Here is a 24,927-nt window from a genome sequence, read left to right as displayed (position 1 = left end):
GCGCTTGTGATCGAGCACCGGAGCGAGGGCGGAACCTACCGGTGCAGAGCAGGTGCCACGAAACCGATCGGCGCACCCGCATGACCCGCCTCGATTGCTCGCTCAAGGGCGCCAAGACCCCCCTGCAGGACTCCGCTGTCCAAGCCGACACTCTCCGCGACGGCGACCAACGATCTGGTCCCTGCCGCCAGGCGCTCGATCGTCACTGCGACGTCGCCGTCGTCGCAAGGCCCCTGATCCTCCAGCGACCGGCGAACGCCTGTCACAGCCAGCTCGTGAAGCGGACCGATCTCGGCCAGAGTAGCGTCGACCGGAGCGCCGTGAGAACGGGCGATCTCAACTGCCAGGGTGGTGGCCACCGAGGCAGCGGCATACGCCGTCCGCGCAGCAACCGCCAACCCGCTCACCGAACCGACCTCGTCGCCGAGGTCCACCGCACCGCCGAGCGCAGCGATCACTGCCTCAGCCTGTGTGAGGGCGCTCCGCGAGCCGGCGTACATGATCCGCGAGCCCTCGGTGCCGACGGTGTCGGGGTACACCATGATCTGCCCCTCAACGAACTGAGCACCGCGGGCACTCAACCACGAGTCGAGTCTTCGTGACTCGGCGGGGTTGCCGGCTGTCAGCTGGACCACGCAACGTCCCACCAGGTCCGCATCCTGCAGCAGCGGCGCGGTCAGGTCATGCTCGGCGAGGCACACCACGACCACATCTCGGTCGAACACCGCATCGGCCACGTCCCGGGCCACGGTCGCGCCGGCCGAACGCAAGGGTTCCGCCTTCTCAAGCGTCCGGTTCCACACACAGACGTCAAGTCCGGCCTCCAGCAGAGCCCCAGCCAGTGCCGATCCCATCATTCCCAGTCCGAGTACTGCCACGCCTCTGTCTGCCATGTCCGATCTCCTGATTCTGCGGGGTAGGCGCAGACGTTCCCGGCCTGCCCAAGTGGTGACGCCACAGTGCATCGGGTGGAGCACCTATCGCGATCGAGAGCAGACAGGTCACCCACCTGGGTGGGGTTCCATCGTCTGGCCCACGTGCGGCAGCACCCGGTCCCTAGCGTCCGGCCATGACTGACTCGCGATCGAGACACCGGTTCGACTTCCCCGACAACTTCGAGCTCTGGTGGTCGACCACGTACGCCGTACCACCGTCGAGCATCGACGAGTACGGCCACATGACCGCCGTGCACTACCCGGTGGTGTTTGAGCGCGCCGCGTCGGAGTTCCTCATCCACGCTCTGGGCACCCGCCTCCCGGACTACGTGACGGCCGAGCTGAGCGTGGTCTATCGGCACGAGGTCCTGCTATCGCGATCGCCCACCCGCGTGTACGTGCGGCCCACGCTCCTCGGGACGACGACGTTCCGGCTGTGCGTGATCTTGGCCGACGCGACCGGCACGCCGTGTGCGCAGGCCGACATCCGGTATGTCGCGTGGGATCACGAGTCTCGGACGAAGCAAGCAATGCGCCCCGAAGAACGGGCTTCCCTGCAGCGCCACCTCGACACCGTCACCTGACGTACGCGGTCATGGCCGGCGGCGTTCGTCGAAGTCCCTTGCCTCTGCGGTGATGCCCCTCTCACGCACAGCCGCCTTCGCGACTCGCTCCGAAGGCGTCTTGGGCAGCTCGCTCACAATCTCGATGAAGCGCGGCAACGCGTAGCGCGGAACGTCCTTTCCCATGGCCTCACGCAACTCGGCCAAGTCGGGGATGCCGGCACGCGAAGGGACCACGAACAGCGCGACGTCCTCGTCACCCACATCTGAGGGCACCCCGATCGCCGCCGCCTCCAGCACACCCGGGTGCTGTGCAGCTGCCTCCTCGACTTCCCACGCCGAGATGTTCTCACCCCGGCGGCGGATCGAGTCCTTGGTGCGGCCTATGTACTCCAGCGAGCCGCTGGGCAGTCGGCGAAGCAGGTCACCGGTGTGGAACCACAACCCACGCCACGCCTTGACCGTGGCTTCCGGCTTGCGCCAATACCCCATCATGTGCAGGTGCTGACCACGAGGACGGACGACCAGCTCGCCGACCTGCCCGTCTCCGACGTCTCGGGAGTGTTCATCGACCAGACGAGCCTCAACCCAATCCAGCTCGGGTCCCACTGTGCCGGGTTCGGGGCGCCCGGGTCTCTGACCAGCCATAAGACCGAACTCGGTCATGCCGTAGCCCTCGACAAGATCGACTCCGAAGCGCCGCTCGAACTCGCGGTGCGCCGACGCTGGAGTAGCCGAGCCAAAGCCGATCCTGCGGCGCTCTCGCGGCACAATCTCGCGCTCGGACTGCTTGAACAGCAGATGGATCATCGTTCCCACGTACAGGAAGACGTCCGCGTCGCACTCCTCCACCTCGCTCCAGAAGCGACTCGCACTGAATCGCGAACCGAGCACGATCTCCCCCCTCAGATGTAGCGCGTCTATGACGGCGGAGCGGGCGTCGATATGACACAGCGGCTGGACACAGTAGAAGCGCGAACCTGGACGCAGCTCAGCGAACGTGGCATGCACACGGGCCAGAGTTGAGTAGTAGCCCTGGGAGAGCATCACACCTTTCGACGGACCGGTGGTGCCCGATGAATACATGATCGTGCCGAGGGTCCAAGCATCTGGTGGCTCGACCGGCTCCTGCGACCGGCGGCCGCGAACGACCAGCTCGTCGAAGGACACCGTGACAGAACCATCCAGGTCCGGGACGAGCGATCGATCACCGATCACCACACGGAGCGGCAGCACCCGGTCGGTCGCCGACGACACCATCGCGAGGGTCTCAGGGGTACCGACCACCGCAACGGCATCGAGGTCGTCGATCACGTAGGCGAGATAGGCTCCGGCAGCCTCCACCGAGATCGGTGCATCGACGGCCCCGGCCAGCTGCACCCCGAACCAGGCGTGAAGCGACTCGGGGACGTTGGGTGCCATGATCACGACCCGGCCCCCCGACTCAACTCCCAGGTCCCGTAGCCCGCGTGCCGCCGCCTCGGCCCACTCCCACATCTCCAGATGGGTCCACGGGCGACCGGCAATGGTGACGAACCGTTGGTGCGGGCGCGTGGCAGCCGCGGATCTCAGGTCGCGGACGGGTGTCTCGGTCGGGTCAAGATCGATGCTCACGGACATCAGCATCGTGCACCCACTCCAACTCGGACGCTGCTTCGACGGAAGAACGCCCACCGAGGGGATCCCCGCGAGGCCACATGACCGGAGAAGGGCCGGTGCTCGCGTCGTCGACACGAGCACCGGCCCTTCTCCGGTGGATCAGCCTGCAGCGGCGGACGTCCAGTCGTCCATCGCCTGACCGATGTTCTCCGTCCAGTACTCGGCGTCCTGGTTGTAGATCTCCTCGATCTTGTCCTGGTTGAAGTCCGGGAGGTACGGCTGGAAGCCTTCCGAGACGTCTCCCTCGTCCAGGCCCCCCTTCGTGGTCGGACTGTAGGCGAGGTGCTCCGAGTAGCCCTTCTGACCCTCGGCAGTCGCGAGGAACTGCATGAACTCCATCTGCGCCTCGGGGCTCTCCGATCCCTTGACCGCGTACAGGCCGTCCCAGGCGAGGTAGGTCTTGTCCCACACAATGCCTATCTTCTCTCGAGCCGTCTCCGGCAGCGTGGCGAGCCGGCCCAGGTAGCAGAAGCACATCGCGAAGTCCCCTGCCTGCACCATCTCGTCCATCTGTGCGATGGAGTCCTTCGGCTCCAGATCGTTCCCGAGACGGCTGAAGATGTCGTTGATCCGGTTCCAATCGATCGGGAAGATCTCATCGGGCAAGGCCCCGTCAGCCATCAACAACGGCTCGGCGGAACCAACGGGGTAGTTGAAGACCAGACGCTTGCCGGGATAGGTCTCGGTATCCATGAAATCCGTGGCAGAGGTGGGCGGAGCGTCGCCGAAGGCCTCCTTGTTGTAGACGAGGGCGACCGCCTGGATGATGATCGGAACGCCGCAGTCGTCGGATATGTACTCCTCGCTGATCTCGGACATGTCGAAGTCCGCGGGACGCTCCTCGAACAGGGTGCCGCACTCGCTGCCGCCGGAGGCCACGTCGGTGTCGACCACGTCCCACGTGGTCTTGCCGCCGGTGACCATGGTCTTGATCTTGGCGTTGTCGGTGGGACTGTCCTGGGCGAACTCCACACCCGTCTTCTTTGTGAACGGGTCGAGCCAGCCTTGCTTCGCGGCGTCCACGCTCTGCCCGCCCCAGTTGACGAACACCAGCTGTTGATCGGCCAGCTCCGAGTCGCCGTCACCAGAGCCGCTGCTGCAGCCGGCCGCGACCAGACTCAGGCACGATATGACGGCCACCAGGCCCGTCAGTGGGTTCCACTTCATCTCAGCTCCATTCACCGGGGTGGGATCGTCGACGACCACACCGCCATCGACCCTCAGACGTTAATGAGACCTACCTCACAAACGTCAGGTCGGCGGGTGGAATCCACCCGCTTGGGGGATCGATTTCCTGCGGCCCCGATCTCCCTGCACCAGTAGACGGATCGCAGCGATCGGGCCGGTGTCCGAGGGATGCAGGCGCGGGTCCGACAGCGTCGGGATCAGCTGACCGGCACGGCCGCTGCACGATCGATCTCCCACGTGACGGTGACCGGCTCCCCGCTCATGACGTTGTCCATCCCGCTCATCTGGTCGGCGATGAACTCTTCACCCGCGACCTCCAGGACGACACGACGGCGGCCCCCCAGGTAGATGACCTCGGTGACCACAGCGTCTCGGGAGTCCCGGCCTGTCGCAACAGCCACATGAGGCCTCTGGACGACCAGATTCTCGGGCCGGACGACCAACGCTGCGAGGGCATCCTCATCCAGGCCGTGTTGAGCGGGAAGCTGGACTGCGCCACGATCAGAGGTCAGGACGTCACGGCCCGCCCCGCGAGTCACCGTGCCGCGCAGGACATTGGAGTCACCGAGAAACTCTGCGGCGAACAGGGTCCGAGGACGCTCGTACAGCTCCTCGGCCGGTGCGACCTGCTCGATTCGACCGTCGTTGAACACCGCGATCCGGTCGGACATGACCAGAGCTTCCTCTTGGTCGTGGGTGACGAACACGAACGTCACACCCGTCTCGCGATGGATCCTCTTGATCTCGAGCTGCAGCACCTCGCGCAGTCTCTTGTCCAGAGCGCCGAGAGGCTCATCGAGCAGCAGCAGCTTGGGCCCAAACACGAGCGCACGAGCCAGCGCGACCCGCTGCTGCTGACCACCGGAGAGCTCGCGCGGGTAGCGGTCGGCCAGATCGGTGAGTCCGACCACATCGAGGACCTCGGTGACCCTTCTTGCGCTTTCACTCTTGGAGACCCTGCGCTGCTTGAGCGGGAAGGCGACGTTGGCCGAAACCTTCAAGTGCGGGAACAGCGCATAGTGTTGGAACACGACGCCGACCTCGCGCTTCCACGTCGGCACACCGTTCAGCGGTCGGTCGCCCAGTACGATCTGGCCATCATCCGGTTCGACGAACCCGGCGATAGCGTTCAGAGTCGTGGTCTTGCCTGACCCGCTCGGTCCAAGCAGCGTGATGAACTCGCCGGGTGCGATGGTCAGGTCGATCCCGTCGAGCGCGTTCACATCTCCGTACCGCTTGGTGAGGCCGGTGATCTGTACTCCGATCCCATGGTTGGACATCAGTGCTACCGCCTGTTCTGTGCACGAGTGAGGAATCCCACTGCGACGATGAAGATGCTCGTGACCACCAGCAGCATGGTCGACGCGGCAGCGATCGTAGGATCGACCTCGGAGGTCACGCTCTGGTAGATCTGGATGGGTAAGGTCCTGGAGAAGGGGCCGGCCAGAAACAACGACACGATCGCCTCATCGAACGAGGTGAGGAACGCGAAGACTGCTCCGGTCAGAACACCCGGCGCGATGAGCGGGACCGTGACCTGGCGGAACGCAGCCCACGGCCCGGCTCCGAGGCTCCACGCGGCCTGGACCAGTCGTCGATCCAGACTCTGCAGCGACGCCGAGACGGCGACGACCACGAACGGTACGGCCAACACGGTGTGCGCCAGTACATAGCCCCAGAACTCCTGCGTCAGGCCCAGGCGCAAGAAGACGTAGTAGATGCCGATCGCCGTGATGACACCTGGGACGATCATCGGCATCAGCAGGAACGCGCGGGCAGGCATGCGCCACCGTCCGGTCCCGGACGTGAGAGCCATGGCGGCTGCCGTACCGAGCACTGTGGCCAGCAGCGCCACCACCAGACCAATACGCAGTGAGTACGTTGCGGCATCCAGCCAGGCCGGGTTCTCGAAGAAGTTGCGATACCACTGCATCGACCAGTCTTGTGGCGGGAATTGGAAGCTCCGCTCGCCGGTGAAGCTCAGCGGCACCACGACCAGCGTCGGTCCCATCAGGACCAGGGCAACCACCGCGGAGAAGGCGACGAGCAGGATACGAGAAGGACTCCACGTGAAGCGATTCATCGCGTCTCCGTCCCGAGAACTCTCGTGTACCGGCGAGTGGCCAGCGCCACGAGGCCCATCAAGATCAACGTGACGACCAGAACCACGGCGGCCATCGCTCCTCCGCGACCGAAGGCAAGCAGCTCGCTGACCTGGATGGCGATCTGCTGCGACACTAGGCTGTTGCCCGGGCTTCCGAGCAGCGCCGGGGTGAAGTAGAAGCCCAGGGTCAAGATGAAGACGATCGATGTACCGGCCAGGATCCCGGGCACAGCGAGCGGAAGGTAGATCTTGACGAAGGCGCTCATTGGTCGGGCTCCAAGGCTCTGCGCTGCGTCGAGCAACCTCCTGTCGATGCCGGACAGGCCCGCGTACAGCGGCAGGATCAGGAACGGCAGCAACACCTGCATGGCTCCGATGGTCACTCCGGCGGTGGCCCCCAGCAGTCTGACCTCAATCCCCATACTTGTCAGTACCGACTGGACCGGGCCGGAGTCTCGGAGAAGGACGACCCAAGCGAAGGTACGCACGACAAGGTTCGACCAGAACGGCAGCAGGACGAAGGCGATCATCACCAGACGCATCCGAGACCCGACCAGTGTCATCAGGTAGGCGTATGGAAAGCCGAGAGCCAGACAGGCCAACGTCACCAGTGCCGCGACCCCGAAGGTCCTTCGCAGAATGTCCATCTGCGCACTGCTGCCAAGGAACCAGATGTAGTTGGCCAGAACGCCGCCCGAACTGGCGTCGAGGAACTCCGTGAAGCTCAGCCGAAAGATCTGCAGCAGTGGATAGCCGAAGACACCGGCGACGAAGAGCAGCGGCACGACGATGAGCAGCGCCGCACCCCACCGTCGCCCGGACGGCCGTGGCCCGGGAGCCCTCCCGCGTCCAGCCGTCTCTGATCGTGGCCCGGCCATCCAACACCTCGTCCCTTGGTCGTCGCATCAGTCATATCGGAACGTCGCAGTCAGGAGACCGTAGACAGGGGTGATCCCCTGCACTCGCGCTGTCTCTGGACTCAACCCGACTGGGGGATCGATCCAGGCCCTACGGAATCGCACCCACCTGGGGGAGGTCAGCAGGTCGCTGGTTCACTACGATCGCCTCATGAGACCGGGGACATCCGCCAAGGCAGGCTCGATCACCGTCCCCGATGACCCCGTGGGAGCACGCGAGCGCATCCTCGGAGCTGCCATTCGGTACTTCCAGCAGTACGGCTACGAGGGAACGTCCGTGTCCCGGATCGCAGCCGCCGCTGGCATGACACCGGCGAACATCTACTGGCACTTCCCGTCTAAGCACGACCTGCTCGCCGAGGCTCTCCACTCGCTGTACAGCGTCGCCTTCGAGGGGCTGGCTGCGGCCGCCCAGAACGGCACTGCCGAGGAACGGCTGGTCAACTACGCCCGCGCGTACGTCCGGATGCAGTTGACCGAGCTCGACGCGAACTGCAACTTCGGCTACGCGAGCCTGGCCTCGTCGTTGAGCAGCGAGAAGCAGCGCGAGCTGCTGCGGGCGGGGAGACCCTACCTGGACCTGCTCCGCGAGATCCTCGAGCAGGGCCGCACCGAGCAGGTCTTCCAGATCAAGGAGCCGACGGTCACTGCGTTCGCCATCTCGACGATGTGCGAGTACATCTTCACCTGGTACCGAGCCGATGGCCCTCTCACAGAGGACGAGGTCGGCGACCAGTACGCCGAGCTCGTGCTGCGGATGGTTCGCGGCTGACATCTGCCAGTTCGGTCCGGAGCTTGTCGCACGCATCGCTCCGCCGTCCTCGGCTGCTCCCGGACAGGACACCTGACTTCGTGTCCACGCATCCCCCACGTGGGTTGATCGGCTGGGACGCCCCGCCCTCGCTGGCAGGACGGTGTCACTGTGGCCGAGAACGCCGCCGAGTCATCGGTTCGTGTATCCAGGCTCGGCACTCGCAGAGCCGTCGAGACGGAGGAGCAGCATGCGCATCGTGATCGTGGGAGGGGCCGGCGACATGGGACGAGTCGCCTGCCGGGCGACGGTTGAGGACCCGGAGATCGAGTCCGTTCTCATCGCGGATCGAGACGCATTCCGAGCCGCCGAGCTGGCCACGACGTTGGGCTCCAAGGCTTCGGCGACTGCACTCGACATCACGGACGCCGGTGAGCTCGTAAACACCCTGCGCGAGGCAGATCTCGTGCTCAACACCGTCGGTCCGTTCTACTTGTTCGGCCCACCCGTTCTCGAAGCAGCGATCGAGGCCGGATGCCACTACGCGGACATCGCGGACGACTGGGAACCTACGTTGGAGATGCTGCGGCTCGACGACGCAGCCAGGGAAGCAGGGATCATCGCCCTCATCGGGATGGGAGCGTCCCCCGGACTGTCGAACCTGCTGGCGGCGGGAGCACATCGTGAGCTCGACTTCACGCAGAAGCTGCACACCGTCTGGCGAGGGGGCTCGGGCGTTCCGAAGGCACCGGAGAATCCTGACGACGTCAGGCCCTCAGCAGCGATCGACCACTGGATCCACAACCTCGCCGAACCGATCCGCATCTGGCGCGACGGTGAGGCGCAGCAGGCCGACGCCCTCGAACAGCTCGAGGTCGAGGTCCCCGGCATCGGCGCGGCTCCGGTCTGGACGTGCGGCCATCCTGAACCGATCACCCTGCCCATCGCGTTCCCGGAGATCAGCGAGTCGCTGAACCTGATGTTCGCCCGCCCCGGACTCATCGACGCCGCGCGGGCAGTGCGTGACCGCGTTCGAGCCGGCGAGCTCAGCGTCGCCGAGGGCAGCAAGGAGTTCATCCTGTCGTCCGGTCGGCGTGGACCGGACGCCGGTCCCGTGCCGGACTTTCCGGGCGTCTTCGCCTACGCCGAGGGCACTCGGGACGGTCGACGCGTTCGTGTCACCGTCAGCACCAACGCCTTCCCGGAAGGTGGCATGGGCGAGTCGACCTGCATCCCCCTCGCGATCGCGGCGGGCATGGTCGCACGGGACGAGGTGAAGACCCGCGGAGTGATGGGGCCCGAGGCGTGCATCGACCCCGAGGTCATGTTCAAGCGCCTCGTGCCGTACTCCGGAGCCCGTGAGGGCGAGCCGCTGCTGGACGTGCGGATCGCACCGATCGACGACTGACCCGACGAACCTGCCGATCCTCAGACATCCCAGCGAGGAGAGGGCGGACCCCACAGGGCCCGCGTGCTGTCGGACGCTGTTGTCAAAAGGCGCTGGGCTCGACGTCGCGGCACAGCGGCTCACGGCGAGCCGCGACAGCCAGCCACGCGCCGACCTTCGGCAGCTCGTAGGCGAAGAAGTACCGCATGGCCGCCGACCTGCCGGCAGCCTGGGCGTGCGACGAGGCGGCCGCGGCGACCGCCAGGTCGAGATGGATCCAGGCCATGACGACGTGACCGAAGCCCTGCAAGTACGGCGTCGCGTTGGCCAGAGCCTCGCCGGGATCTCCCGTCGACCAGGCCGCCGTCGTCGTCTCACGCAGAGCGGTCCACGCGTCGTCGAGCGCCGCGGCCTCGGAGGTCATCCCAGCGGCGGCCGCTCGCCGTGAGGTTGCGGAGAGCTCGAGACCGAGACGCGTGAGCAGGGCTCCGTCGTCGATGCGCACCTTGCGGCCGAGCAGGTCGAGCGCCTGGATGCCGTGAGTCCCCTCGTGGATCATGTTGAGTCGCTGGTCGCGCCAGTACTGCTCGGCCAGGTACTCCCGGGTGTAGCCGGCGCCTCCCATGACCTGGATCGCGAGGCTGTTGGACTCAAGACACCACTCGCTCGGCCAGCTCTTCACGATCGGGGTCAGGATCTCCAGCAGCTGCGCTGCCGACCGTGCCTCCTCGTCGTTACCGGTCTGCTGCTCGTCCAGCAGCTTCGCGGCGTAGAGCGCGAGGGCGACGGCTCCCTCGCTGTAGGCCTTCTGCGCCAGGAGCATCCGGCGCACGTCGGCATGCTCGAGGATGGGCTCCTGAGGTGCGGTGGCGTCCTTGCCACTCACGGTTCGCCGGCGTCCCTGGTGCCGTTGCTTGGCGTAGTCGAGGGAGAGCGCGTACCCGGCCAGACCCACGGCACCGGCGCCGAGACCGATCGCGGTCCTCGCGGCGTTCATCATGTGGAACATCTGTCGCAGACCGTCGCCGGCCTCCCCCACGAGGTAGCCGACGGCACCGGGTCGCCCACCGGGGGTCTGCGTACCGTCACCGAACTCGAGGACGGTGTTGGGTATGCCCCGATTGCCCAGCTTGTGGTTCAGTCCCACGAGCGTGACGTCGTTGCGTTCCAGCAGCACCCCCTCTGCGTCGACGACGATCTTCGGCACGATGAACAGGGAGATCCCGCGCGCGCTCGGGTCCACCGCACCATCCGGTCCGGGGATCTTCGCCAGGACGAGATGGATGATGTTCTCCGTCAGCTCGTGCTCGGCGGCGCTGATCCACATCTTTGCCCCGCGGACCCGGAAGCGCGGACCGAGGGGGTCATCGGCATGGTCCTCACCGTCGGGAACCGCCTTGGTGGTGATGTCGGAGAGCGACGATCCCGCCTGCGACTCCGACATCGCCATGGTCCCGGCCCACCGGCCCGCGAGCTCCGGTTCCGCGAAGACGCGCTTCTGGGCCTCTGTGCCGTGCGCGAGGATGAGGGACGCATTCGCCTCCGCGAGCATCGCGGGCACGAGATTGCCGCCTGACGCCCCGAAGATCACCTGCGCCGCGGCGTCGACCATCCTCGGCAGCTGCATCCCGCCACGCTCGGCGTCGTGGGTCGCCGACGACAGGCCGAGCGTGGTGTAAGCGTCCCACGCGGCGTGCGTCTCAGGTGGCAGCACCACGGCGCCGTCGGGGTCGATGAATGGCTCCGCCAGATCGCTGACCCGGTTGGCCGGCTCGAAGGTCGCCGCAGCGATGTCGGACGCCGTGCTGAGCAGGTCACGACAGCTCTGCGACGAGTGGTCGGCGAAGCGAGGCCGACTCAGGAGCGACTCCAGGTCGAGCCACTCCGTGCACAGGAACTCGAGGACGGGCAGCAGGTGGCGCTGCAGGACGGTCCCGGTCACCGGCGGCGTACGCGGTCCGAGGCACGGGCTCCGGAGCCCGTCACCGGATCGATGCGTCCTGCTCGTCGAGACCTCACCGGTTCAGGCCACCAGACCGAGTTGTTGCGCGCGGGACGCTGCCTGCGCGCGGTTGCGCACGCCCAGCTTGCGGTAGACGACGCTGGTGTGCTGCTTGACCGTGTGACGGGAGAGGTTCAGCGCTGACGCCACCTCGGGGTTGCTGAGCCCCGCCACGAGGTGCCGCAACACGTCCATCTCGCGCCGGGACAGCAGCGCATTGGGCTCCTCGAACTGCTCGCGCGGGAAGACCCGGGCTCCGTCGGCCACGCGATGGACCACGTTGACCACGGCCTCCGCGGGAAGATTCAGCGACAGGAAGCCCACGGCCCCGTGCGCCTGAGCCAGGGACCTGGCCACCCGACCCTGACCGGACATCAGGACGACCTTCGCCATGGGCAGGGCGACCTTGGCATCGCGGCAGAGGCTCAGCCCGGACTCCCCGTTGATGGAGGAGCTGACCAGGAGGATGTGCGGCTGCCGACGGCGCGCGATCTCCATCGCGGTGCTCGGCGTCGCCGCGCCGAGACAGGACGAGACCCACGACTGGCTGGTCAGCAGAGACCGCAGTCCGGCCTGTACGACCTCGCTCTCGTCGACCACGAGTATGCGCTGGGGCCGACAGCGGTCCGAGTCAAGATCGCAGGGCTCAAGATGCCGACGGGTGGGGTGTTCCACAGTCACTGTCATGCCGGGACCGTCCTCTTAAATGATCGTTCAGGTGAACTTAAATGAATGATCAGTCAGGGGTCAAGGGTTTTCCGTAGAGCATTTCTGCGAGCCCCCCGGTCGGGTGTTCTTGATCGGCGACGAGCACCGTGCCGGCGGGCCCCTCCTACGGTGTGGGCTTCAACGAGCCGACCACGACCCCTGGAGGAACCCGATGTCCGAGAAGAAGCTGCGCGTGATCGTGGTGGGAGGCGCCGGGTCGATGGGCCGCTGGGCGGTGCGGACCATCGCCGCCCTCGACACGGCAGGGCTGCTGACCGTCGCGGACATCGACGCCGAACGAGCCGCGCTCACGGCACGCTCGGTCGCGGGACCGTGTGCACCCATGACGCTCGACGCCACCGACCCTGCAGCCATGCGACGTGCCTTCGCCGACCACGACGTGGTCGTGAACACCATGGGGCCTTTCGCCCTCTTCATGCGACCCATCCTCGAGGCGGCCCTCGACAGTGACTGCCACTATCTCGACATCAACGACGATTGGCAGCCGACGCTCGAGGCCTTCGATCTCGATGAGAAGGCCCGCTCCCGGCAGCTGCACGCGGTGATCGGTCTCGGGGGCAGCCCCGGCGTGACCAACCTCTGCGCCGTCATGGCGGCCGAACGCCTCGATGTCGTCGAGGAGCTCCACACCGGGTGGAAGATCAGCGCCGCCACTATCGTCGATGAACCAGACTTCCCCGCTCCGACGGCCTCGGCTGCCATGGATCACTGGATTCACCAGTGCAGCGAGCTGATCCGCGCCCGCGAGGGCGGCCGAGACACCGACGTCCAGCCCGTTCAGCCGGTCGAGCTCGACTTCCCCGGCCGCGGCCGGGTGGTGGCGTACACGATGGGCCATCCCGAGCCCATCACGCTCACGCGGTCGTTCCCCGAGCTCACGCGCTCCCTCAACCTCCAGTCGGGTCCGGCGTGGCTCCTCGACGGGCTCCGCGCCATCGGCGGCGACGTCGGAGCGGGCACGATCTCACTGCAGGAGGGCATCCGGCGGATGGGCGAGCTTCCTCGACCGGCCGAGAAGGGTCCGCGCGACCTCCTGCCGATCGAGTGGGCGCTCGCCATCGGGACGAAGGACGGCGCACCCCGGTCCGTCGCGGTCTATCCAGAGCACTTCCATCCCGCGCGCATGGGCGGCAACACCGGCGTCCCCGTCGGCATCGGGGTAGAACTCCTGCGCCGCGGTGCTCTGCTCGAGACCGGCGTGCACGCTCCGGAGTCGGCGATCCCGACCCGTCAGTTCTTCGACTTGCTCGCCCCGCTGACGGACGAGAGCCTATCGGGCTGGGACGATCTGATCGCGCTGGTCGAGGCCTGATTCCTCGGTCGATGAGAGGCCGTCCGACGGGTCCGGCAGCGATCTCGCCGGACGGCCTCACTGCCGCTCCTGCCGCCGCGGACTCCGCGGCGCGCCAGCCCACGAAGTCAGTGCCCGGCGCCGAAGACCACCCGGCCGGGGGAGGCGCGCGCGACGATTCCCAACCATGCTGGGGTCATGTCGACTTCACCACGCCTTGGGATCTACGGCGCGGGCAGGACCGCCGCAGAGCTCGTGGCCGCGCTCCCGGAGATCGGGGGGGTCCTGACGACGGCGGTGGTCCACTCATCGACCAAGGCAGGGCGAGACATCGGCGCGCTGACCGGTCAGGGCCCGACCGGTGTCCTCGCGACCCACGATCTCTCGGCCGCGCTGAGTGCGGGGGAGATGGACGTCCTGCTGTACGCGGGGCTGGTGGGCGAGCATCACGAGCACGTCATGACGGAGTGCGCCGCTGCGGGAATCGACCAGGTCCACGCGTGCTTCGTCGACCCGGCGAGCTCGATCATTCCCGACGTCCGGGACCGGATCGAGACGTCAGCACGCCTCTCAGGAGCTCGGATCGTCGGCACGGGGATGGTCCCCGGTCTGTGGTTCGACGTCCTGCCGACGCTGCTCAGCAGCGGACTTCCCGCACCCGTCTCGATCCGCGTGGAGCGCATCTCGGACATCTCCTCGTGGGGGACGGAGGTCCTGCGCCAGGAGTTCGGCGTCGGGACCACCGCATCGGGACGGTCGGCTCGCGCCGACAGCGTGCTCCGCGACTCAGCCCGACTGGTAGCCGGCGTCCTCGGCCTCGACCGTGAGCTGACCTCCCAGGGCCGTCCGATCACGGCCGATGACGACACTCGGATCGGCGGCATCTTGGTGCGCCGAGGGGAGGTCGCCGGATTTGACCAGAGCGTCGTCCTCGTCGACGAGGGCGCCGAACGACTGCGCCTGACCTGGCGGGGCCTCGCCGGCCCCGGGCCGGACGAGGCCCCCGCCGACGTCGTGGTCTCACTGACCGGCGGTGACGGCACCGAGATCACGGCGCGAGTGGCCGCCCCGCTGGATCCCTACCCCGGCACCGCCGCGCGGATGCTCCAGGCGGTCCGCGGCCTGCACGCCCTCCCACCCGGTCTGCACCCGCCGACCCACCTGAGTCTCGGATGACCACACCCGGGTCGCGGTGGCAACCGACTTCCGCACGCTCCGCAGTAGCTGTCGGAGGACGGAGGCATCCCCCGCATGTCTGCCAGATCGCAGCCGCAGGGACCGAGGTCGCTTGACGTCACGAGGATGAGCCGCACTCGATGACAAGGAGCCCCCCGATGAGACGTCTCGCCACCATCTTGAGCATCAGCTGCCTGACCCTAGCGGCAGCATGCAGCGGAGGCGCCAGCTCCTCCACCGAGGACGCGAAGTCCATCGTCTTCGTCAACTACGGCGGCGAGGCGGTGCAGGCGGCCGAGAAGGCCTGGTTGGAGCCGTTCAGCGAGGAGACCGGGGTCGACTTCCGCGTGGACTCACCGTTCGAGGCCGCGAAGCTCAAGGCGATGGTCGAGTCCGGCAACACCACGTGGGACATCGTCACCGTCGATCCCGGACTCAGCGCGAAGGAGTGCGGCAAGCTCTTCGAGAAGCGTGACCCCGACATCGACATGTCCGGCATGGACCCGGCGTTCGTCGCCGACGACTGCAGCGTCCCCGTCTACCCCCAGTCGGTCGTGCTGGTGTACAACAAGGACCTGTTCAAGGGCGATGACGTGCCGACGTCGGTCACCGACTTCATGGACACCGAGCGCTTCCCCGGCAAGCGGATCGCGTACAACTACCACACGACCCTCCCGGCTCTGTTGCTCGCCGACGGCGTCGATAAGGACGAGGTGTTCCCGTTCGACTTCGATCGCGCAGAGAAGGCCATCGACGGACTCGGCAGCGACCTCGACCTCCATTCGGATCTCGCGCAGGAGTCGGAGAAGCTGTCCACCGGAGACTTCGCGATGTGTCTGTGCTTCACCGGGCGTATCGAGCAGGCAGCGCGCCAGAACTCCGACCTCGAGATCGTCTGGAACGGGATCTTCCAAAGCTGGACCAGCGTGGCGGCAGTCAAGAACAGCAAGAGCCCCGCGTCGCAGCAGGAATTCCTGGCCTGGCTGGCCGACCCGGTCACGCAGGCACCGTTCTCCGAGCAGATGGCCTACCGCTCCGCCGCGAAGGACTCCGGACCCGAGGTGCCCGAGAAGTTCCGCCCCTACGTCTCCTCGACCAACGAGGATGCCGTCGGAGGCCACGAGGTGCTGAACGACGTCGAGTACATGCGAGAGAACCAGGATCTCGTGGTGCAACGCTGGAACGAGATGACGGCCGGGTGAGTGCCGTGCCACGGAGATCGACGCCCTGCCGCCGTACGCGGTGCGCACGGACCGGGCCGCGAAGCGGCCGTCCGCTGGCGAGCATCGACTCCGTGAGCCCGAGCGCCTCGTCCGCGGCGGGGTGAGACTGTGCCGATGAAACGGACGACCACCCACCTCGGAACATTCGAGATCGAGGTCGATGAGAACGACCGGCCGGTCGCGAGCAGGAACCTGCCGGACGACCCCGAAGGCGCAGCAGCCTCCGCCGGTCTGCACGAGGTCGTAGAACACGAGCTCCGGATCAAGCGTCCTCACGTCCGAGAAGGCTGGCTGCGACACGGCCCCGGTGGGGAGCGGCCCCGGCGTGGCGCGGAACGCTTCGTCGAGGTCTCGTGGGAGCACGCCTACGGCCTCGTCGCCACCGAGCTCGAACGCGTCCGGCACCAGCATGGGGACGCCTCCGTGTTCGGCGGCTCCTACGGCTGGTCGAGCGCCGGACGATTCCATCACGCCCAAAGCCAGATCCATCGATTCCTGGCGGTCGACGGCGGATACACCTCCTCGCGCCACAGCTACAGCGTCGGCGCCCAAGAGGTCGTCCTCCCGCACGTGATCGGCGGGTCGGGCATGGCCATGTTCGACTGGAACCCAGCGTGGGCCACGATCGCCGAGAACACCGAGCTGGTCCTCGCCTTCGGCGGGGCTCCCCTGAAGAACACCTTGGTGAACCAGGGCGGACTGCGCCGGCACCACGCGCAGGAGGCACAGCAGGCATGCGCGGACGCCGGCACCCGGTTCGTCTGCATCAGCCCGGTCAAGGACGACCTCGACGCGTCGCTCCGGGCGGAGTGGATCCCCATCCGGCCCGGCACGGACACTGCGCTGATGCTGGCAATGGCGCACTGGCTGATCACGACCGGACGCGAGGACGTGGACTTCCTGTCCAGGTGCTGTGTCGGCTACGAGAGGTTCCGTGACTACGTGCTCGGCAGGCACGATGGTCTGGCCAAGTCGCCACCATGGGCCGAGCAGGTCTGCGGCGTCCCGAGCGAGGTCATCGAGGAGCTCGCCGAGGACGCCGCGACGGTCCGGTCCCTCGTGTCAGTCACCTGGTCTCTCCAGCGGGCCCAGCACGGAGAGAGCACGTACTGGGCGGCGGTGACCCTGGCCGCGATGCTCGGGTCGATGGGTCGGCCCGGCGGCGGATTCGCCGCCGGGCTCAGCGCGACGCACGGCATCGGGATCCATCGCGGGTCCATGGGTGCTGCGAGCTTCCCTCGGGTCCGCAATCCCGTGGAGAGCTTCATTCCCGTCTCTCGCATCTCCGACATGTTGCTGTCTCCCGGGCAGCCGCTTGAGTTCAATGGGCAGGTCGTGACGTATCCGGACGTGCGCCTCGTCTACTGGGCGGGAGGCAACCCGTTCCACCATCATCAGGACCTCAACAAGCTACTGCGAGCCTGGAACGTTCCCGAGACCGTGGTCGTCCACGACTCGTGGTGGACGCCGGTCGCGCGCCACGCCGACATCGTCATCCCCGTGGCGACGACCCTGGAGCGGGACGACATCGTCGCCGGCAGCAGGGACACGGCGCTGCTTCCGCTGCGGCGAGTCGTCGAACCAGTCGCGGGCGTCCCCACCGACTTCGAGGCGTTCGGTCAGATCGCTGCGCTCCGTGGTCGCGGCGACCAGTTCGACGAGGGACTCACCGAACAGCAGTGGATCGAGCGTCTGTACGAGGAGACGTCCCGACGCGTCCGTGAGCGCGGCGTCGACCTGCCGTCCTTCGCCGAGTTCTGGGAGTCGGAAGGCGTGTCCGTGCCCCTGGCCACCCCCTCCCGGTGGGACGTCTTCGGGGACCTGCGCGCCGATCCGGTCGCCCACCCGCTGCAGACACCCTCGGGACGGGTGGAGATCTACTCCGCGACGGTCGCGTCGTTCGGCTACGAGGAATGCCCGGGCCATGCCTCGTGGCAGGAGCCGGACGAGTGGCTCGGCGGTGCCGATCGCGACGGGGCAACCCTCCATCTGCTCTCACACCAACCGAAGGGGAAGATCCACAGTCAGCTGGACTTCTCCGAAGCGAGCCTGCGTCACAAGGTCGATGGCCGCGAGGCCGTCCGGCTGCACCCGGACACGGCGGCAGCACTGGGGATCGCCGACCGCGACGTCGTCCGCCTGTCGAACCGACGCGGCTCCTGTCTGGCCGTCGCTGTTCTCGTCCAGGACCTGCACCCCCGCGTCGCCTTGATGGCCACCGGCGGATGGTGGGACCCCGAGCAACCGGGAGTTCACGGGTCGACCTGCCTGCAGGGCAACCCGAACGTGCTGACCTCGGACGTCGCGACCTCCCGTCTTGCTCAGGCGACGGCTGCCCAGACCTGCCTGGTGACCATTCGACGCGAAGCCGCCCCCATCCCTTCACGAGCCCATCGGCCGCCGGAGACCGTAGGCGCGGACGACGTCGACGGCTGACCGCCCCGAGGTTCTCACCTCCTCGACGACCGACACCGACGGACGCCGCAACGAGGACCACGTCGCCCAGTCACCCGGCTGGGTGCTTCTTGCGCCGCACGAGCCCGTTGAGGACGAGGCCCTTGGAGGATCACGACGCACCGTACGGACCGTGCGCGTGCACCCGATCCGAAAGGAACCCCCATGACCTCAGCGACGAACGGCCTCGACGACGAGTTCGACCTCACCGGTCGGCGCGCTCTGGTGACGGGCGCCAGCCGCGGCATCGGCCGAGCGATCGCCTCGGCCTTCGCCCGTCGGGGCGCCTCGGTGCTCGGGGTGGCGCGGAGCGCCGACAGCCTCGCCGAGACGATGGCCTCCGCCGACGACCTTCCCGGGAGCATCGACGTCCTGACGGCCGACCTGCGCTCCCCCGAGTCCATCGCCCACGCGATCGAGGAGGCGAGCAACCGACTCGGCGGTCTCGACATCCTGGTCAACAACGCCGCCGACGACCACGAGTCGAAGATCGAGAACACAGACCTCGCCACCTGGCAGCGCGTGCTCGAGCTCAACCTGCAGTCCTGCTTCCTGCTCACCCAGGCAGCGTCGCCCTACTTGAAGGATGAGGGCGGCGGCAAGGTCATCAACGTCTCCTCGATGCTCGGCACGGTGGCCGTCCGCGAGGACGTCGCCTACATCAGCGCCAAGCACGGGCTGATCGGCCTGACTCGCGCCACCGCGCTCGAGTGGGCCCGCAAGAACGTGCAGGTCAACGCCCTCGCTCCGGGCTTCGTCGAGACCGAGATGCTCGCCCCTGCGCTGGCGGACCCCGACATCGCGGCGTACATGCGCCGCAGCACCCCCGCCGGGCGAGTGGCCCAGCCGGAGGAGATCGCGTCCGCTGCCGTCTTCCTCGCCTCCGCCGGCTCCGACTTCATGACGGGCCAGACCCTCGTCGTCGACGGCGGGTATACGGCTCAGTGAGCCGACCCCCTCGCACCATTTCCCGAACCACCCTCACGACCCGTAGGAGTCCCACATGACCGTCCACCGGATCAAGCCCGAAGGGCTCGCCCCCGCCCACGGCTACGCCCACGCCACCGTCGCCACCGGATCGACACTTGTCCACGTCGGCGGGCAGATCGCCATCGACCTCGAGGGCAACGTGCCCGACCCGGGGGACTACCGAGCCCAGGGTGAGCTGTCGCTGCGTCACCTCGTGACGGCGCTCGAGGCGGCCGGCGGCACCGCGGCGGACCTCGCCTACATCACCGTCTACATCGTCGACCTGGACCCGGCTTCCCAGGACGAGGTGTTCGCCGGATACGGAGCCACCGCAGCCGAGCTCGGGGTCAGGTCCACCGGGCTCGCCGTCATCGGGGTCTCCGCCCTCGGCCACCCTGAGGCACTCGTCGAGCTGACGGCGACCGCGGTGCTCGACTGACCCGACGTCGTGACCCCCTCACGCCGAGCTCACACGCTGCATCCAGTGCAGTCGGGCGCCCCCGACTGCACTGGGTGCCAGGAAGAACTCCGCCCATCCGCCGTGATCGGGATGGTGGCCGATGGTCGAGGCCCCTCGGCCGGCGAGCAGCTCGGCACAGGTATCCAGCCGGTCCGTCTCGAACGAGACATGGTGCAGGCCTCCTCCCGTGCGGTCGAGGAACCGGGTGATCGCCGTCGTCGCGTTCGAGCGAGGTGCGACCGCCTCCATCAGGACTCCTCCGGGTCCCGGGAGCCAGGCCCAGACGATGTCCAGCGCCTCGTCCTCTCCGGAATCCACCACATCGCCGTCGAACGACCGGCTCAGACCCCTGACGAGATCGTCGTACCGCGGGGCCGGGACGACGATGCCGATGTGGTGCAGGGCCTCGGGCGCCTTGTTGTCCTCGGTCATGGAACTCCTCCGTGCATCGAGTGGCGGGATCGCGAGACCGACGCGGCCCTGATCCCCGGCCGAGGCAGCCGATCACACATCGCGAGCTCGGACCGGACCTCGGCACGACGTCCACCCGGTCGGGGGACGGTCCGCTCCGGCCGACGACCACCCGTCGTGCTGCTCTGCACCACCGGTGCTCCCCCGGGCGGGCGCTGGTTCCCCCGCCGCTCTTGCCCGGTGGGCGCACGCCGGTCAGGCTCACCATCGGAAGCAGTCGACTGGACGAGAAAGGTCATCATCGATGACACGGCATGCTGAGGCCCTGGCGAAGGTCACCGCTCCCGGAGCGCCGTTCGAGCTGACGTCGTGGCACCGTCCGGACCGAGGCGTCGACCACCTGTTCACCCACGCCCCGGCGACGCTGCGCGAGATCTACAACGATGCTCAGGCTCATGGCGATGCCACATTCCTCGTCCACGGCAGCGAGCGTCACACGTTCACCGACGTCATCGCCGCAGCAGACGCCTTCGCGGCCGCCCTCGTGAGCCGGTACGGAGTCACGAAGGGCGACCGTGTCGCGATCGCCATGCGCAACTGTCCCGAATGGGTCGTGGCCTTCCTCGGCATCACGTCGGTGGGAGCCATCTGCGTCTCACTGAACAGCTGGTGGACCCCCGACGAGCTGGCCTACGCCATCGAAGACGCCGGACCCTCAGTCCTCGTGGCCGACGAGGCGCGGGCGGACCTGCTCCAGGACACCCTCCACACACGCGGCGTCCCCCTCGTCGTCGCCCGCGCGAGCGTGGACCGGGCCCACGCCGACCGGTGGGAGGACGTGACCCCTCCTGCGGCGGCGCCCGACGTCGACATCCGGCCCGATGACGATGCCACCTTGCTCTACACGTCGGGGACGACGGGGCGCTCCAAGGGAGCGGTCTCCACGCACCGTGCAGTCGTCCACGCCCTGTGGGGCGTGGCCGCCCAGGAGGCCGTCGAGGCGACGAAGCTCGCCGACGCGTTCCCCACCACGACCGGCCAGTCCGGAGCTCTCCTCGCCGTTCCCCTCTTCCACGTGACCGGATGCGTCGCGGTCATGCTCGGTGCGCTTCGCGGGGGGCAGAAGCTCGTCATCATGCCCCGTTGGGTGCCCGAGGAAGCTCTTCGACTCATCGAGACCGAACGCCTCACCTCCTTCGTCGGCGTACCCACGCAGTGCTTCGACCTCGTGAACCATCCGCGTCTCGACGACTACGACACGTCGAGCCTGCAGTGGGTCGGCGGCGGTGGATCCGCGACGCCGCCGGCGCTGCTCACCCAGCTCCGGCAGCGGCTCCCGGCCACGGAGCCCAGCTTCGGATACGGGATGACCGAGACGAACGCCCTCGGCCCGGCGATCTGCTGCGACGAGGCCCTCGAGTTCCCGGACAGCGTCGGATGGCTCGCTCCGTCGATGCGCGCGGAGATCCGTGACCCGCACACGTTCGAGCCGCGGCCCACCGGCGAACGCGGCGAGCTCTGGGTTCGAGGTCCATCGCTGATCCGCGGGTACTGGAATCGGCCGGAAGAGACGGCGGAGACGTTCTCCGACGGCTGGCTGCGCACGGGTGACATCGGACATCTCGATGCGGACGGCCGGATCTACATTGACGACCGGCTCAAGGACATGGTCGTCCGCGGCGGCGAGAACGTGTACTGCGCCGAGGTCGAGGCGGCAATCTACGAGCACCCCGACGTCTTGGAGGCGGTGGTCTTCGGGGTGCCGGACGAGCGCCTCGGAGAGACCGTCGCGGCGGCCGTCGTCACGTGGCCCGACCGTCGGCTGGACCGCAAGAGCCTCCTAAACTTTCTGGCCACGAGGCTCGCCGCGTACAAGACCCCGACCACGATCGAACTCCGGACCGAGGCGCTGCCCCGCAATCCCTCGGGCAAGTTCGTCAAGACGAGCCTGAAGAACCCCGGCTGACGATCCGGCGGATCAGCCTCGACGAGACGCGCGATAGTCGAAGTAGTCGTGCTGTCGGGTGATGATTCCGTGCCGCACGGTCACGAAGGTCGATCCGCGGAGCGAGTGGGCTCCCTGCGAGGTTCGGCTTCGCTGCACCCATTCGATGCACGCGGACCGGCCATCCTCCATGACGGACTCCACCTGGACGGTGATCCCCTCCAGCTGCCGGCCGATCCCGGCGAGGTAGGGCACCACATCCAGACCGGTGATCGATCCGGAGAGAGGATCCCAGTACGTCGTCTCCTCTGAGTAGAACTCAGCCAGCTGCTGTTCATCACCCGTCGCCATTGCGGCCATCGCGGCTTGGAAACGGGTCAAGGGGGTGTTCGACATCTTCGGCGCCACCTTCACGTAGAACGACAGTCAGTCCGTCTTGGCAGCGTTGCGCCGGACGTGATGGAAGGCGGCCGCCGGATCCTGGTCCTGCGCGCCGCCTTCGATCGCTCGGCCGAGGTAGGTGATGAACGCTCCGGTGAAGAGACCGTCGATCCCGACCTCCTGCAACGCGAGCTGGCCTGCGTCGAGGTCGCGGTGAATCGCATGGATGGTGGCCTGCTCACCGGAGAGCCGACCTTCACGGATCCGGTCGGACGAGTCACGGATGCCGTCGAGGAGAACGTTCGCCATTCGCGTTGCTGCGGCTTCGAAGTCCTGAAGGCCAATGCCCGAGGTATCGGCGTAGGCAGCGGCTTCGAGATAGGAACCATAGGCCCCGTAGTAGAAGTGCCACAACGGACCCGACATGGACGCCGGCGCTCCCGGATCGTCGCCCACGAACAACTGGCCCGGAGCCAGTTCAGCGAGGGTGCCCTCCCACTCCTGGAACGACGCTTGCGACCCGCCATAGAGGATGCTCATCACGTCGGCGCCGAGCGCACGGGGATAGCCGAGGACGGACCCGGCCAGGTATTGCGCCCCGTGACTCTGGGCCCATTCCTGTTGCCGCCTGGCTTGGTGGGGTCCGCCGGTGCTCAGCTGGACGAGCATCTTGCCTCCCATGGCGGCTTCACAATCCTCGACCTCGAGCAGCTCACGCGAGATGCGGTAGCTGGGCAACGAGACGAGCACCGCCTCGACACCGGCGATGAGGCCGCTGACTGAATCGGCGACCACGGCGCCATCCACTGCCCGCGCCACCTCCCCAGTCCGGTTCCACACCGATACCTCGTGGCCGCGAGCAATCAGTGCGCGTGCGATAGCACCCCCCATCGGCCCGAGTCCGATCACTCCGATTCTTCTCACCATCACACTCCACCGGCGTTCTCGTCGTAGCGAACAAGGCCCCGTGAAGGGGCCGTCCTAGTCTCAGGTCCACGACCGCAAGACGGCCAACGGCATGGGTGGAAGTCCGCCCACTTGGGTGAGGTTGTTACATCCGGGCCGCTTTCTCGACCGCGACGAAAGGACAGGGACGCCTGCTCCAGAACCCGACCCCGCAATCCCTTCTCGCGAACCTCACGTGGTGGATGTCGACACGAGGTCGGGCGCGACCTCGAGAACCAGGAGTGCCGCCGCCACGTGGGTGGGGTTGTCCTCGACCTTCACCACGGATAGCTCATTGGCGCGAGAAACCCGGCGCTCGACCGTGTTTCGGTGCGCGTAGAGCTTGGCCGCCGTCCGGGTGGTGTTGAAACCACACTGAACGTAGGTCAGCAGGGCCTGCCGCAGCTCCTCGTCCGCCTCGGCCAACGGGCCGAGAGTCATGGTGACGAACCGTTGTGCGCTCGCACGGTCCCTCGTCAGGGTGTCGATGAGCTCGACGTCAGCGTAGTCCGTGAAGCGCCGGTCGGACCCTAGCCGAACGACCATCGCCTGGGCCGCGAGGGCGTCCAGGTGGCTGGACCTGAATCCCTCGAGACCCTGCCCGGACCTCCCGACGGCGGCATGGACCCCCTCGACGTTCGCCAAGACCCTCTCGACCTGATGGAGATCCGGAGCGTCGGTACCAGAGACCCACATCCAGCGCGAGGTCGTGCTGGCGCGGGCCACGAGGGCGCTCCGGCCAGCCGTGACCGAGCGCACCCCGGCGATCGCCTCGTTCAGGCCGTCGACCTGCTCGAGGTCATCGGCCCACAGGATGACCGCTCCGTGCCAGCGCGACATCCGATAGCTCAGGCGCCCCTCGGCGCGCTCCTGGGTCACGGGGGCTCCGTTGGCGATCAGCTGGATCATCGCGATCGCATCAGCGTCCGCGGTTCCCGTGCCGGTGGCGACGATGACCTCGCGCAGGGCCGTCATCGAGTCGAGGGCGTACTGCATCATCGATTGGGCTGACAGGTCGAGCACCTCCACGAGAACGTCAGGCGTTACGTCCTGCGCCACGCACACCTCGAGCCATCGGCGCCATCCGACCGCGAGCGCGGCCCTCCAACCCTCGGCGAAGTCCGGCGCGATGCCACGGGAGGCGAGGTCGCGGATGTAGGCCGATGTCCTCGGCCCGATGTACGGGTCCACCCGCTTCCCGGGTTGCTGAACGTTCGAGGTCAGCCACTGGACGGCGTCAGAGCGGTTGAGCTGCCGGTCCTCCTCGGCCAGCGACGCGTCCGACAGCAGGTTCGGCTCGTGCTGGGCGGCGCGGGCCGGCTCCGTCAGAGCGTCGGTGAGCTCTCCTGCATCACTCAGGAGCTGCTGGCACGACGACCGGATCGCGTCGGCGACATCGGGGCTGGGCAGCGGCCACAGTTGCTCCATGGAGTCAGT

At 67.4% G+C, this 24,927-nt stretch carries 22 protein-coding genes; 10 read left to right on the top strand and 12 right to left on the bottom strand.

Features of this window, described 5'->3' with window-relative positions; all coding sequences use genetic code 11:
- Nucleotides 1–35: 35 nt before the first annotated feature.
- A complete protein-coding gene (locus ACEVFP_RS00810) occupies nucleotides 36–965 on the bottom strand; it encodes an NAD(P)-binding domain-containing protein (protein WP_375001445.1) in 930 nt (309 codons plus the stop codon).
- A 104-nt stretch (nucleotides 966–1,069) separates the two neighbouring features.
- Between ACEVFP_RS00810 and ACEVFP_RS00805 the strand changes: the two genes are divergently transcribed.
- Nucleotides 1,070–1,519 carry an acyl-CoA thioesterase gene (locus ACEVFP_RS00805; RefSeq protein WP_375001444.1) on the top strand — a complete coding sequence of 150 codons (450 nt, stop codon included), beginning with the start codon at nucleotides 1,070–1,072 and terminating at the stop codon, nucleotides 1,517–1,519.
- 9 nt (nucleotides 1,520–1,528) lie between these two features.
- On the opposite strand, the gene ACEVFP_RS00800 is transcribed toward ACEVFP_RS00805, so the two are convergent.
- From ACEVFP_RS00800 to ACEVFP_RS00780, 5 genes are all read right to left on the bottom strand, one after another.
- Entirely contained in the window at nucleotides 1,529–3,112 is a 1,584-nt protein-coding gene (locus tag ACEVFP_RS00800) for an AMP-binding protein (protein ID WP_375001443.1), read from the bottom strand.
- Between the two features lie 144 nt (nucleotides 3,113–3,256).
- Nucleotides 3,257–4,324, bottom strand: coding sequence for an extracellular solute-binding protein (locus ACEVFP_RS00795; protein ID WP_375001442.1), 1,068 nt, complete (start codon nucleotides 4,322–4,324; stop codon nucleotides 3,257–3,259).
- A 218-nt stretch (nucleotides 4,325–4,542) separates the two neighbouring features.
- Nucleotides 4,543–5,625 (bottom strand): ABC transporter ATP-binding protein, encoded by a 1,083-nt coding sequence (locus ACEVFP_RS00790; protein WP_375001441.1) that lies wholly within the window; start codon nucleotides 5,623–5,625, stop codon nucleotides 4,543–4,545.
- Nucleotides 5,626–5,630: 5 nt separating this feature from the next.
- Nucleotides 5,631–6,428 carry an ABC transporter permease gene (locus tag ACEVFP_RS00785; protein WP_375001440.1) on the bottom strand — a complete coding sequence of 266 codons (798 nt, stop codon included), beginning with the start codon at nucleotides 6,426–6,428 and terminating at the stop codon, nucleotides 5,631–5,633.
- A complete protein-coding gene (locus ACEVFP_RS00780) occupies nucleotides 6,425–7,327 on the bottom strand; it encodes an ABC transporter permease (RefSeq protein WP_375001439.1) in 903 nt (300 codons plus the stop codon). Before ACEVFP_RS00780 ends, ACEVFP_RS00785 begins: the two co-directional genes overlap by 4 nt.
- A gap of 190 nt (nucleotides 7,328–7,517) precedes the next feature.
- Here ACEVFP_RS00780 and ACEVFP_RS00775 point away from each other — a divergent pair, with 190 nt between their 5' ends.
- Together ACEVFP_RS00775 and ACEVFP_RS00770 are read left to right on the top strand one after the other, a co-directional pair.
- Nucleotides 7,518–8,138 (top strand): TetR/AcrR family transcriptional regulator, encoded by a 621-nt coding sequence (locus ACEVFP_RS00775; protein WP_375001438.1) that lies wholly within the window; start codon nucleotides 7,518–7,520, stop codon nucleotides 8,136–8,138.
- A 229-nt stretch (nucleotides 8,139–8,367) separates the two neighbouring features.
- On the top strand, nucleotides 8,368–9,525 hold the full coding sequence (locus ACEVFP_RS00770) for a saccharopine dehydrogenase family protein (RefSeq protein ID WP_375001437.1): 1,158 nt from the start codon (nucleotides 8,368–8,370) through the stop codon (nucleotides 9,523–9,525).
- 82 nt (nucleotides 9,526–9,607) lie between these two features.
- On the opposite strand, the gene ACEVFP_RS00765 is transcribed toward ACEVFP_RS00770, so the two are convergent.
- A complete protein-coding gene (locus tag ACEVFP_RS00765) occupies nucleotides 9,608–11,446 on the bottom strand; it encodes an acyl-CoA dehydrogenase (RefSeq protein ID WP_375001436.1) in 1,839 nt (612 codons plus the stop codon).
- An 81-nt stretch (nucleotides 11,447–11,527) separates the two neighbouring features.
- Complete coding sequence (locus tag ACEVFP_RS00760) at nucleotides 11,528–12,106, bottom strand: LuxR C-terminal-related transcriptional regulator (RefSeq protein WP_375001435.1); 579 nt, start codon at nucleotides 12,104–12,106, stop codon at nucleotides 11,528–11,530.
- 280 nt (nucleotides 12,107–12,386) lie between these two features.
- On the opposite strand from ACEVFP_RS00760, the gene ACEVFP_RS00755 reads away from it, so the two are divergent.
- The 6 genes from ACEVFP_RS00755 to ACEVFP_RS00730 all read left to right on the top strand — a co-directional run bounded on the left by ACEVFP_RS00755 (nucleotide 12,387) and on the right by ACEVFP_RS00730 (nucleotide 19,787).
- Nucleotides 12,387–13,547 (top strand): saccharopine dehydrogenase family protein, encoded by a 1,161-nt coding sequence (locus ACEVFP_RS00755; protein WP_375001434.1) that lies wholly within the window; start codon nucleotides 12,387–12,389, stop codon nucleotides 13,545–13,547.
- A gap of 177 nt (nucleotides 13,548–13,724) precedes the next feature.
- Nucleotides 13,725–14,702 carry a hypothetical protein gene (locus ACEVFP_RS00750; RefSeq protein WP_375001433.1) on the top strand — a complete coding sequence of 326 codons (978 nt, stop codon included), beginning with the start codon at nucleotides 13,725–13,727 and terminating at the stop codon, nucleotides 14,700–14,702.
- A gap of 158 nt (nucleotides 14,703–14,860) precedes the next feature.
- On the top strand, nucleotides 14,861–15,904 hold the full coding sequence (locus ACEVFP_RS00745) for an extracellular solute-binding protein (protein ID WP_375001432.1): 1,044 nt from the start codon (nucleotides 14,861–14,863) through the stop codon (nucleotides 15,902–15,904).
- Nucleotides 15,905–16,039: 135 nt separating this feature from the next.
- Entirely contained in the window at nucleotides 16,040–18,361 is a 2,322-nt protein-coding gene (locus tag ACEVFP_RS00740; RefSeq protein WP_375001431.1) for a molybdopterin-dependent oxidoreductase, read from the top strand.
- A 183-nt stretch (nucleotides 18,362–18,544) separates the two neighbouring features.
- Complete coding sequence (locus tag ACEVFP_RS00735; RefSeq protein WP_375001430.1) at nucleotides 18,545–19,327, top strand: SDR family NAD(P)-dependent oxidoreductase; 783 nt, start codon at nucleotides 18,545–18,547, stop codon at nucleotides 19,325–19,327.
- Between the two features lie 55 nt (nucleotides 19,328–19,382).
- A complete protein-coding gene (locus ACEVFP_RS00730; protein ID WP_375001429.1) occupies nucleotides 19,383–19,787 on the top strand; it encodes a RidA family protein in 405 nt (134 codons plus the stop codon).
- Nucleotides 19,788–19,805: 18 nt separating this feature from the next.
- Here the strand turns inward: ACEVFP_RS00730 and ACEVFP_RS00725 are convergent, their stop codons facing one another.
- Nucleotides 19,806–20,240: a VOC family protein gene (locus tag ACEVFP_RS00725; RefSeq protein WP_375001428.1), complete on the bottom strand. Its 435-nt coding sequence runs from the start codon at nucleotides 20,238–20,240 to the stop codon at nucleotides 19,806–19,808.
- Between the two features lie 283 nt (nucleotides 20,241–20,523).
- Between ACEVFP_RS00725 and ACEVFP_RS00720 the strand changes: the two genes are divergently transcribed.
- Entirely contained in the window at nucleotides 20,524–22,185 is a 1,662-nt protein-coding gene (locus tag ACEVFP_RS00720) for a class I adenylate-forming enzyme family protein (RefSeq protein WP_375001427.1), read from the top strand.
- A gap of 12 nt (nucleotides 22,186–22,197) precedes the next feature.
- Here the strand turns inward: ACEVFP_RS00720 and ACEVFP_RS00715 are convergent, their stop codons facing one another.
- The 3 genes from ACEVFP_RS00715 to ACEVFP_RS00705 all read right to left on the bottom strand — a co-directional run bounded on the left by ACEVFP_RS00715 (nucleotide 22,198) and on the right by ACEVFP_RS00705 (nucleotide 24,918).
- Nucleotides 22,198–22,560, bottom strand: coding sequence for a nuclear transport factor 2 family protein (locus ACEVFP_RS00715; RefSeq protein ID WP_375001426.1), 363 nt, complete (start codon nucleotides 22,558–22,560; stop codon nucleotides 22,198–22,200).
- 30 nt (nucleotides 22,561–22,590) lie between these two features.
- Nucleotides 22,591–23,472, bottom strand: coding sequence for an NAD(P)-dependent oxidoreductase (locus ACEVFP_RS00710; RefSeq protein ID WP_375001425.1), 882 nt, complete (start codon nucleotides 23,470–23,472; stop codon nucleotides 22,591–22,593).
- Nucleotides 23,473–23,682: 210 nt separating this feature from the next.
- Nucleotides 23,683–24,918 carry a PucR family transcriptional regulator gene (locus ACEVFP_RS00705; protein ID WP_375001424.1) on the bottom strand — a complete coding sequence of 412 codons (1,236 nt, stop codon included), beginning with the start codon at nucleotides 24,916–24,918 and terminating at the stop codon, nucleotides 23,683–23,685.
- Between the last annotated feature and the right edge of the window lie 9 nt (nucleotides 24,919–24,927).

The organism is Aeromicrobium sp. CTD01-1L150 (genome assembly GCF_041951745.1).
In the GTDB taxonomy this organism is placed as follows: Bacteria; Actinomycetota; Actinomycetes; order Propionibacteriales; family Nocardioidaceae; genus Aeromicrobium.
This window is presented reverse-complemented; position numbering and strand designations above follow the sequence as displayed.

What these genes read in the sequence shown, in the direction of transcription:
- ACEVFP_RS00745 (WP_375001432.1), top strand. Translation starts at nt 14,861, where the DNA reads ATGAGACGTCTCGCCACCATCTTGAGCATCAGCTGCCTGACCCTAGCG.
- ACEVFP_RS00705 (WP_375001424.1), bottom strand. Translation starts at nt 24,918, where the DNA reads ATGGAGCAACTGTGGCCGCTGCCCAGCCCCGATGTCGCCGACGCGATC.
- ACEVFP_RS00725 (WP_375001428.1), bottom strand. Translation starts at nt 20,240, where the DNA reads ATGACCGAGGACAACAAGGCGCCCGAGGCCCTGCACCACATCGGCATC.
- ACEVFP_RS00720 (WP_375001427.1), top strand. Translation starts at nt 20,524, where the DNA reads ATGACACGGCATGCTGAGGCCCTGGCGAAGGTCACCGCTCCCGGAGCG.
- ACEVFP_RS00810 (WP_375001445.1), bottom strand. Translation starts at nt 965, where the DNA reads ATGCACTGTGGCGTCACCACTTGGGCAGGCCGGGAACGTCTGCGCCTA.
- ACEVFP_RS00735 (WP_375001430.1), top strand. Translation starts at nt 18,545, where the DNA reads ATGACCTCAGCGACGAACGGCCTCGACGACGAGTTCGACCTCACCGGT.
- ACEVFP_RS00715 (WP_375001426.1), bottom strand. Translation starts at nt 22,560, where the DNA reads ATGTCGAACACCCCCTTGACCCGTTTCCAAGCCGCGATGGCCGCAATG.
- ACEVFP_RS00785 (WP_375001440.1), bottom strand. Translation starts at nt 6,428, where the DNA reads ATGAATCGCTTCACGTGGAGTCCTTCTCGTATCCTGCTCGTCGCCTTC.
- ACEVFP_RS00730 (WP_375001429.1), top strand. Translation starts at nt 19,383, where the DNA reads ATGACCGTCCACCGGATCAAGCCCGAAGGGCTCGCCCCCGCCCACGGC.
- ACEVFP_RS00780 (WP_375001439.1), bottom strand. Translation starts at nt 7,327, where the DNA reads ATGGCCGGGCCACGATCAGAGACGGCTGGACGCGGGAGGGCTCCCGGG.
- ACEVFP_RS00795 (WP_375001442.1), bottom strand. Translation starts at nt 4,324, where the DNA reads ATGAAGTGGAACCCACTGACGGGCCTGGTGGCCGTCATATCGTGCCTG.
- ACEVFP_RS00805 (WP_375001444.1), top strand. Translation starts at nt 1,070, where the DNA reads ATGACTGACTCGCGATCGAGACACCGGTTCGACTTCCCCGACAACTTC.
- ACEVFP_RS00750 (WP_375001433.1), top strand. Translation starts at nt 13,725, where the DNA reads ATGTCGACTTCACCACGCCTTGGGATCTACGGCGCGGGCAGGACCGCC.
- ACEVFP_RS00755 (WP_375001434.1), top strand. Translation starts at nt 12,387, where the DNA reads ATGTCCGAGAAGAAGCTGCGCGTGATCGTGGTGGGAGGCGCCGGGTCG.
- ACEVFP_RS00710 (WP_375001425.1), bottom strand. Translation starts at nt 23,472, where the DNA reads ATGGTGAGAAGAATCGGAGTGATCGGACTCGGGCCGATGGGGGGTGCT.
- ACEVFP_RS00790 (WP_375001441.1), bottom strand. Translation starts at nt 5,625, where the DNA reads ATGTCCAACCATGGGATCGGAGTACAGATCACCGGCCTCACCAAGCGG.
- ACEVFP_RS00770 (WP_375001437.1), top strand. Translation starts at nt 8,368, where the DNA reads ATGCGCATCGTGATCGTGGGAGGGGCCGGCGACATGGGACGAGTCGCC.
- ACEVFP_RS00775 (WP_375001438.1), top strand. Translation starts at nt 7,518, where the DNA reads ATGAGACCGGGGACATCCGCCAAGGCAGGCTCGATCACCGTCCCCGAT.
- ACEVFP_RS00740 (WP_375001431.1), top strand. Translation starts at nt 16,040, where the DNA reads ATGAAACGGACGACCACCCACCTCGGAACATTCGAGATCGAGGTCGAT.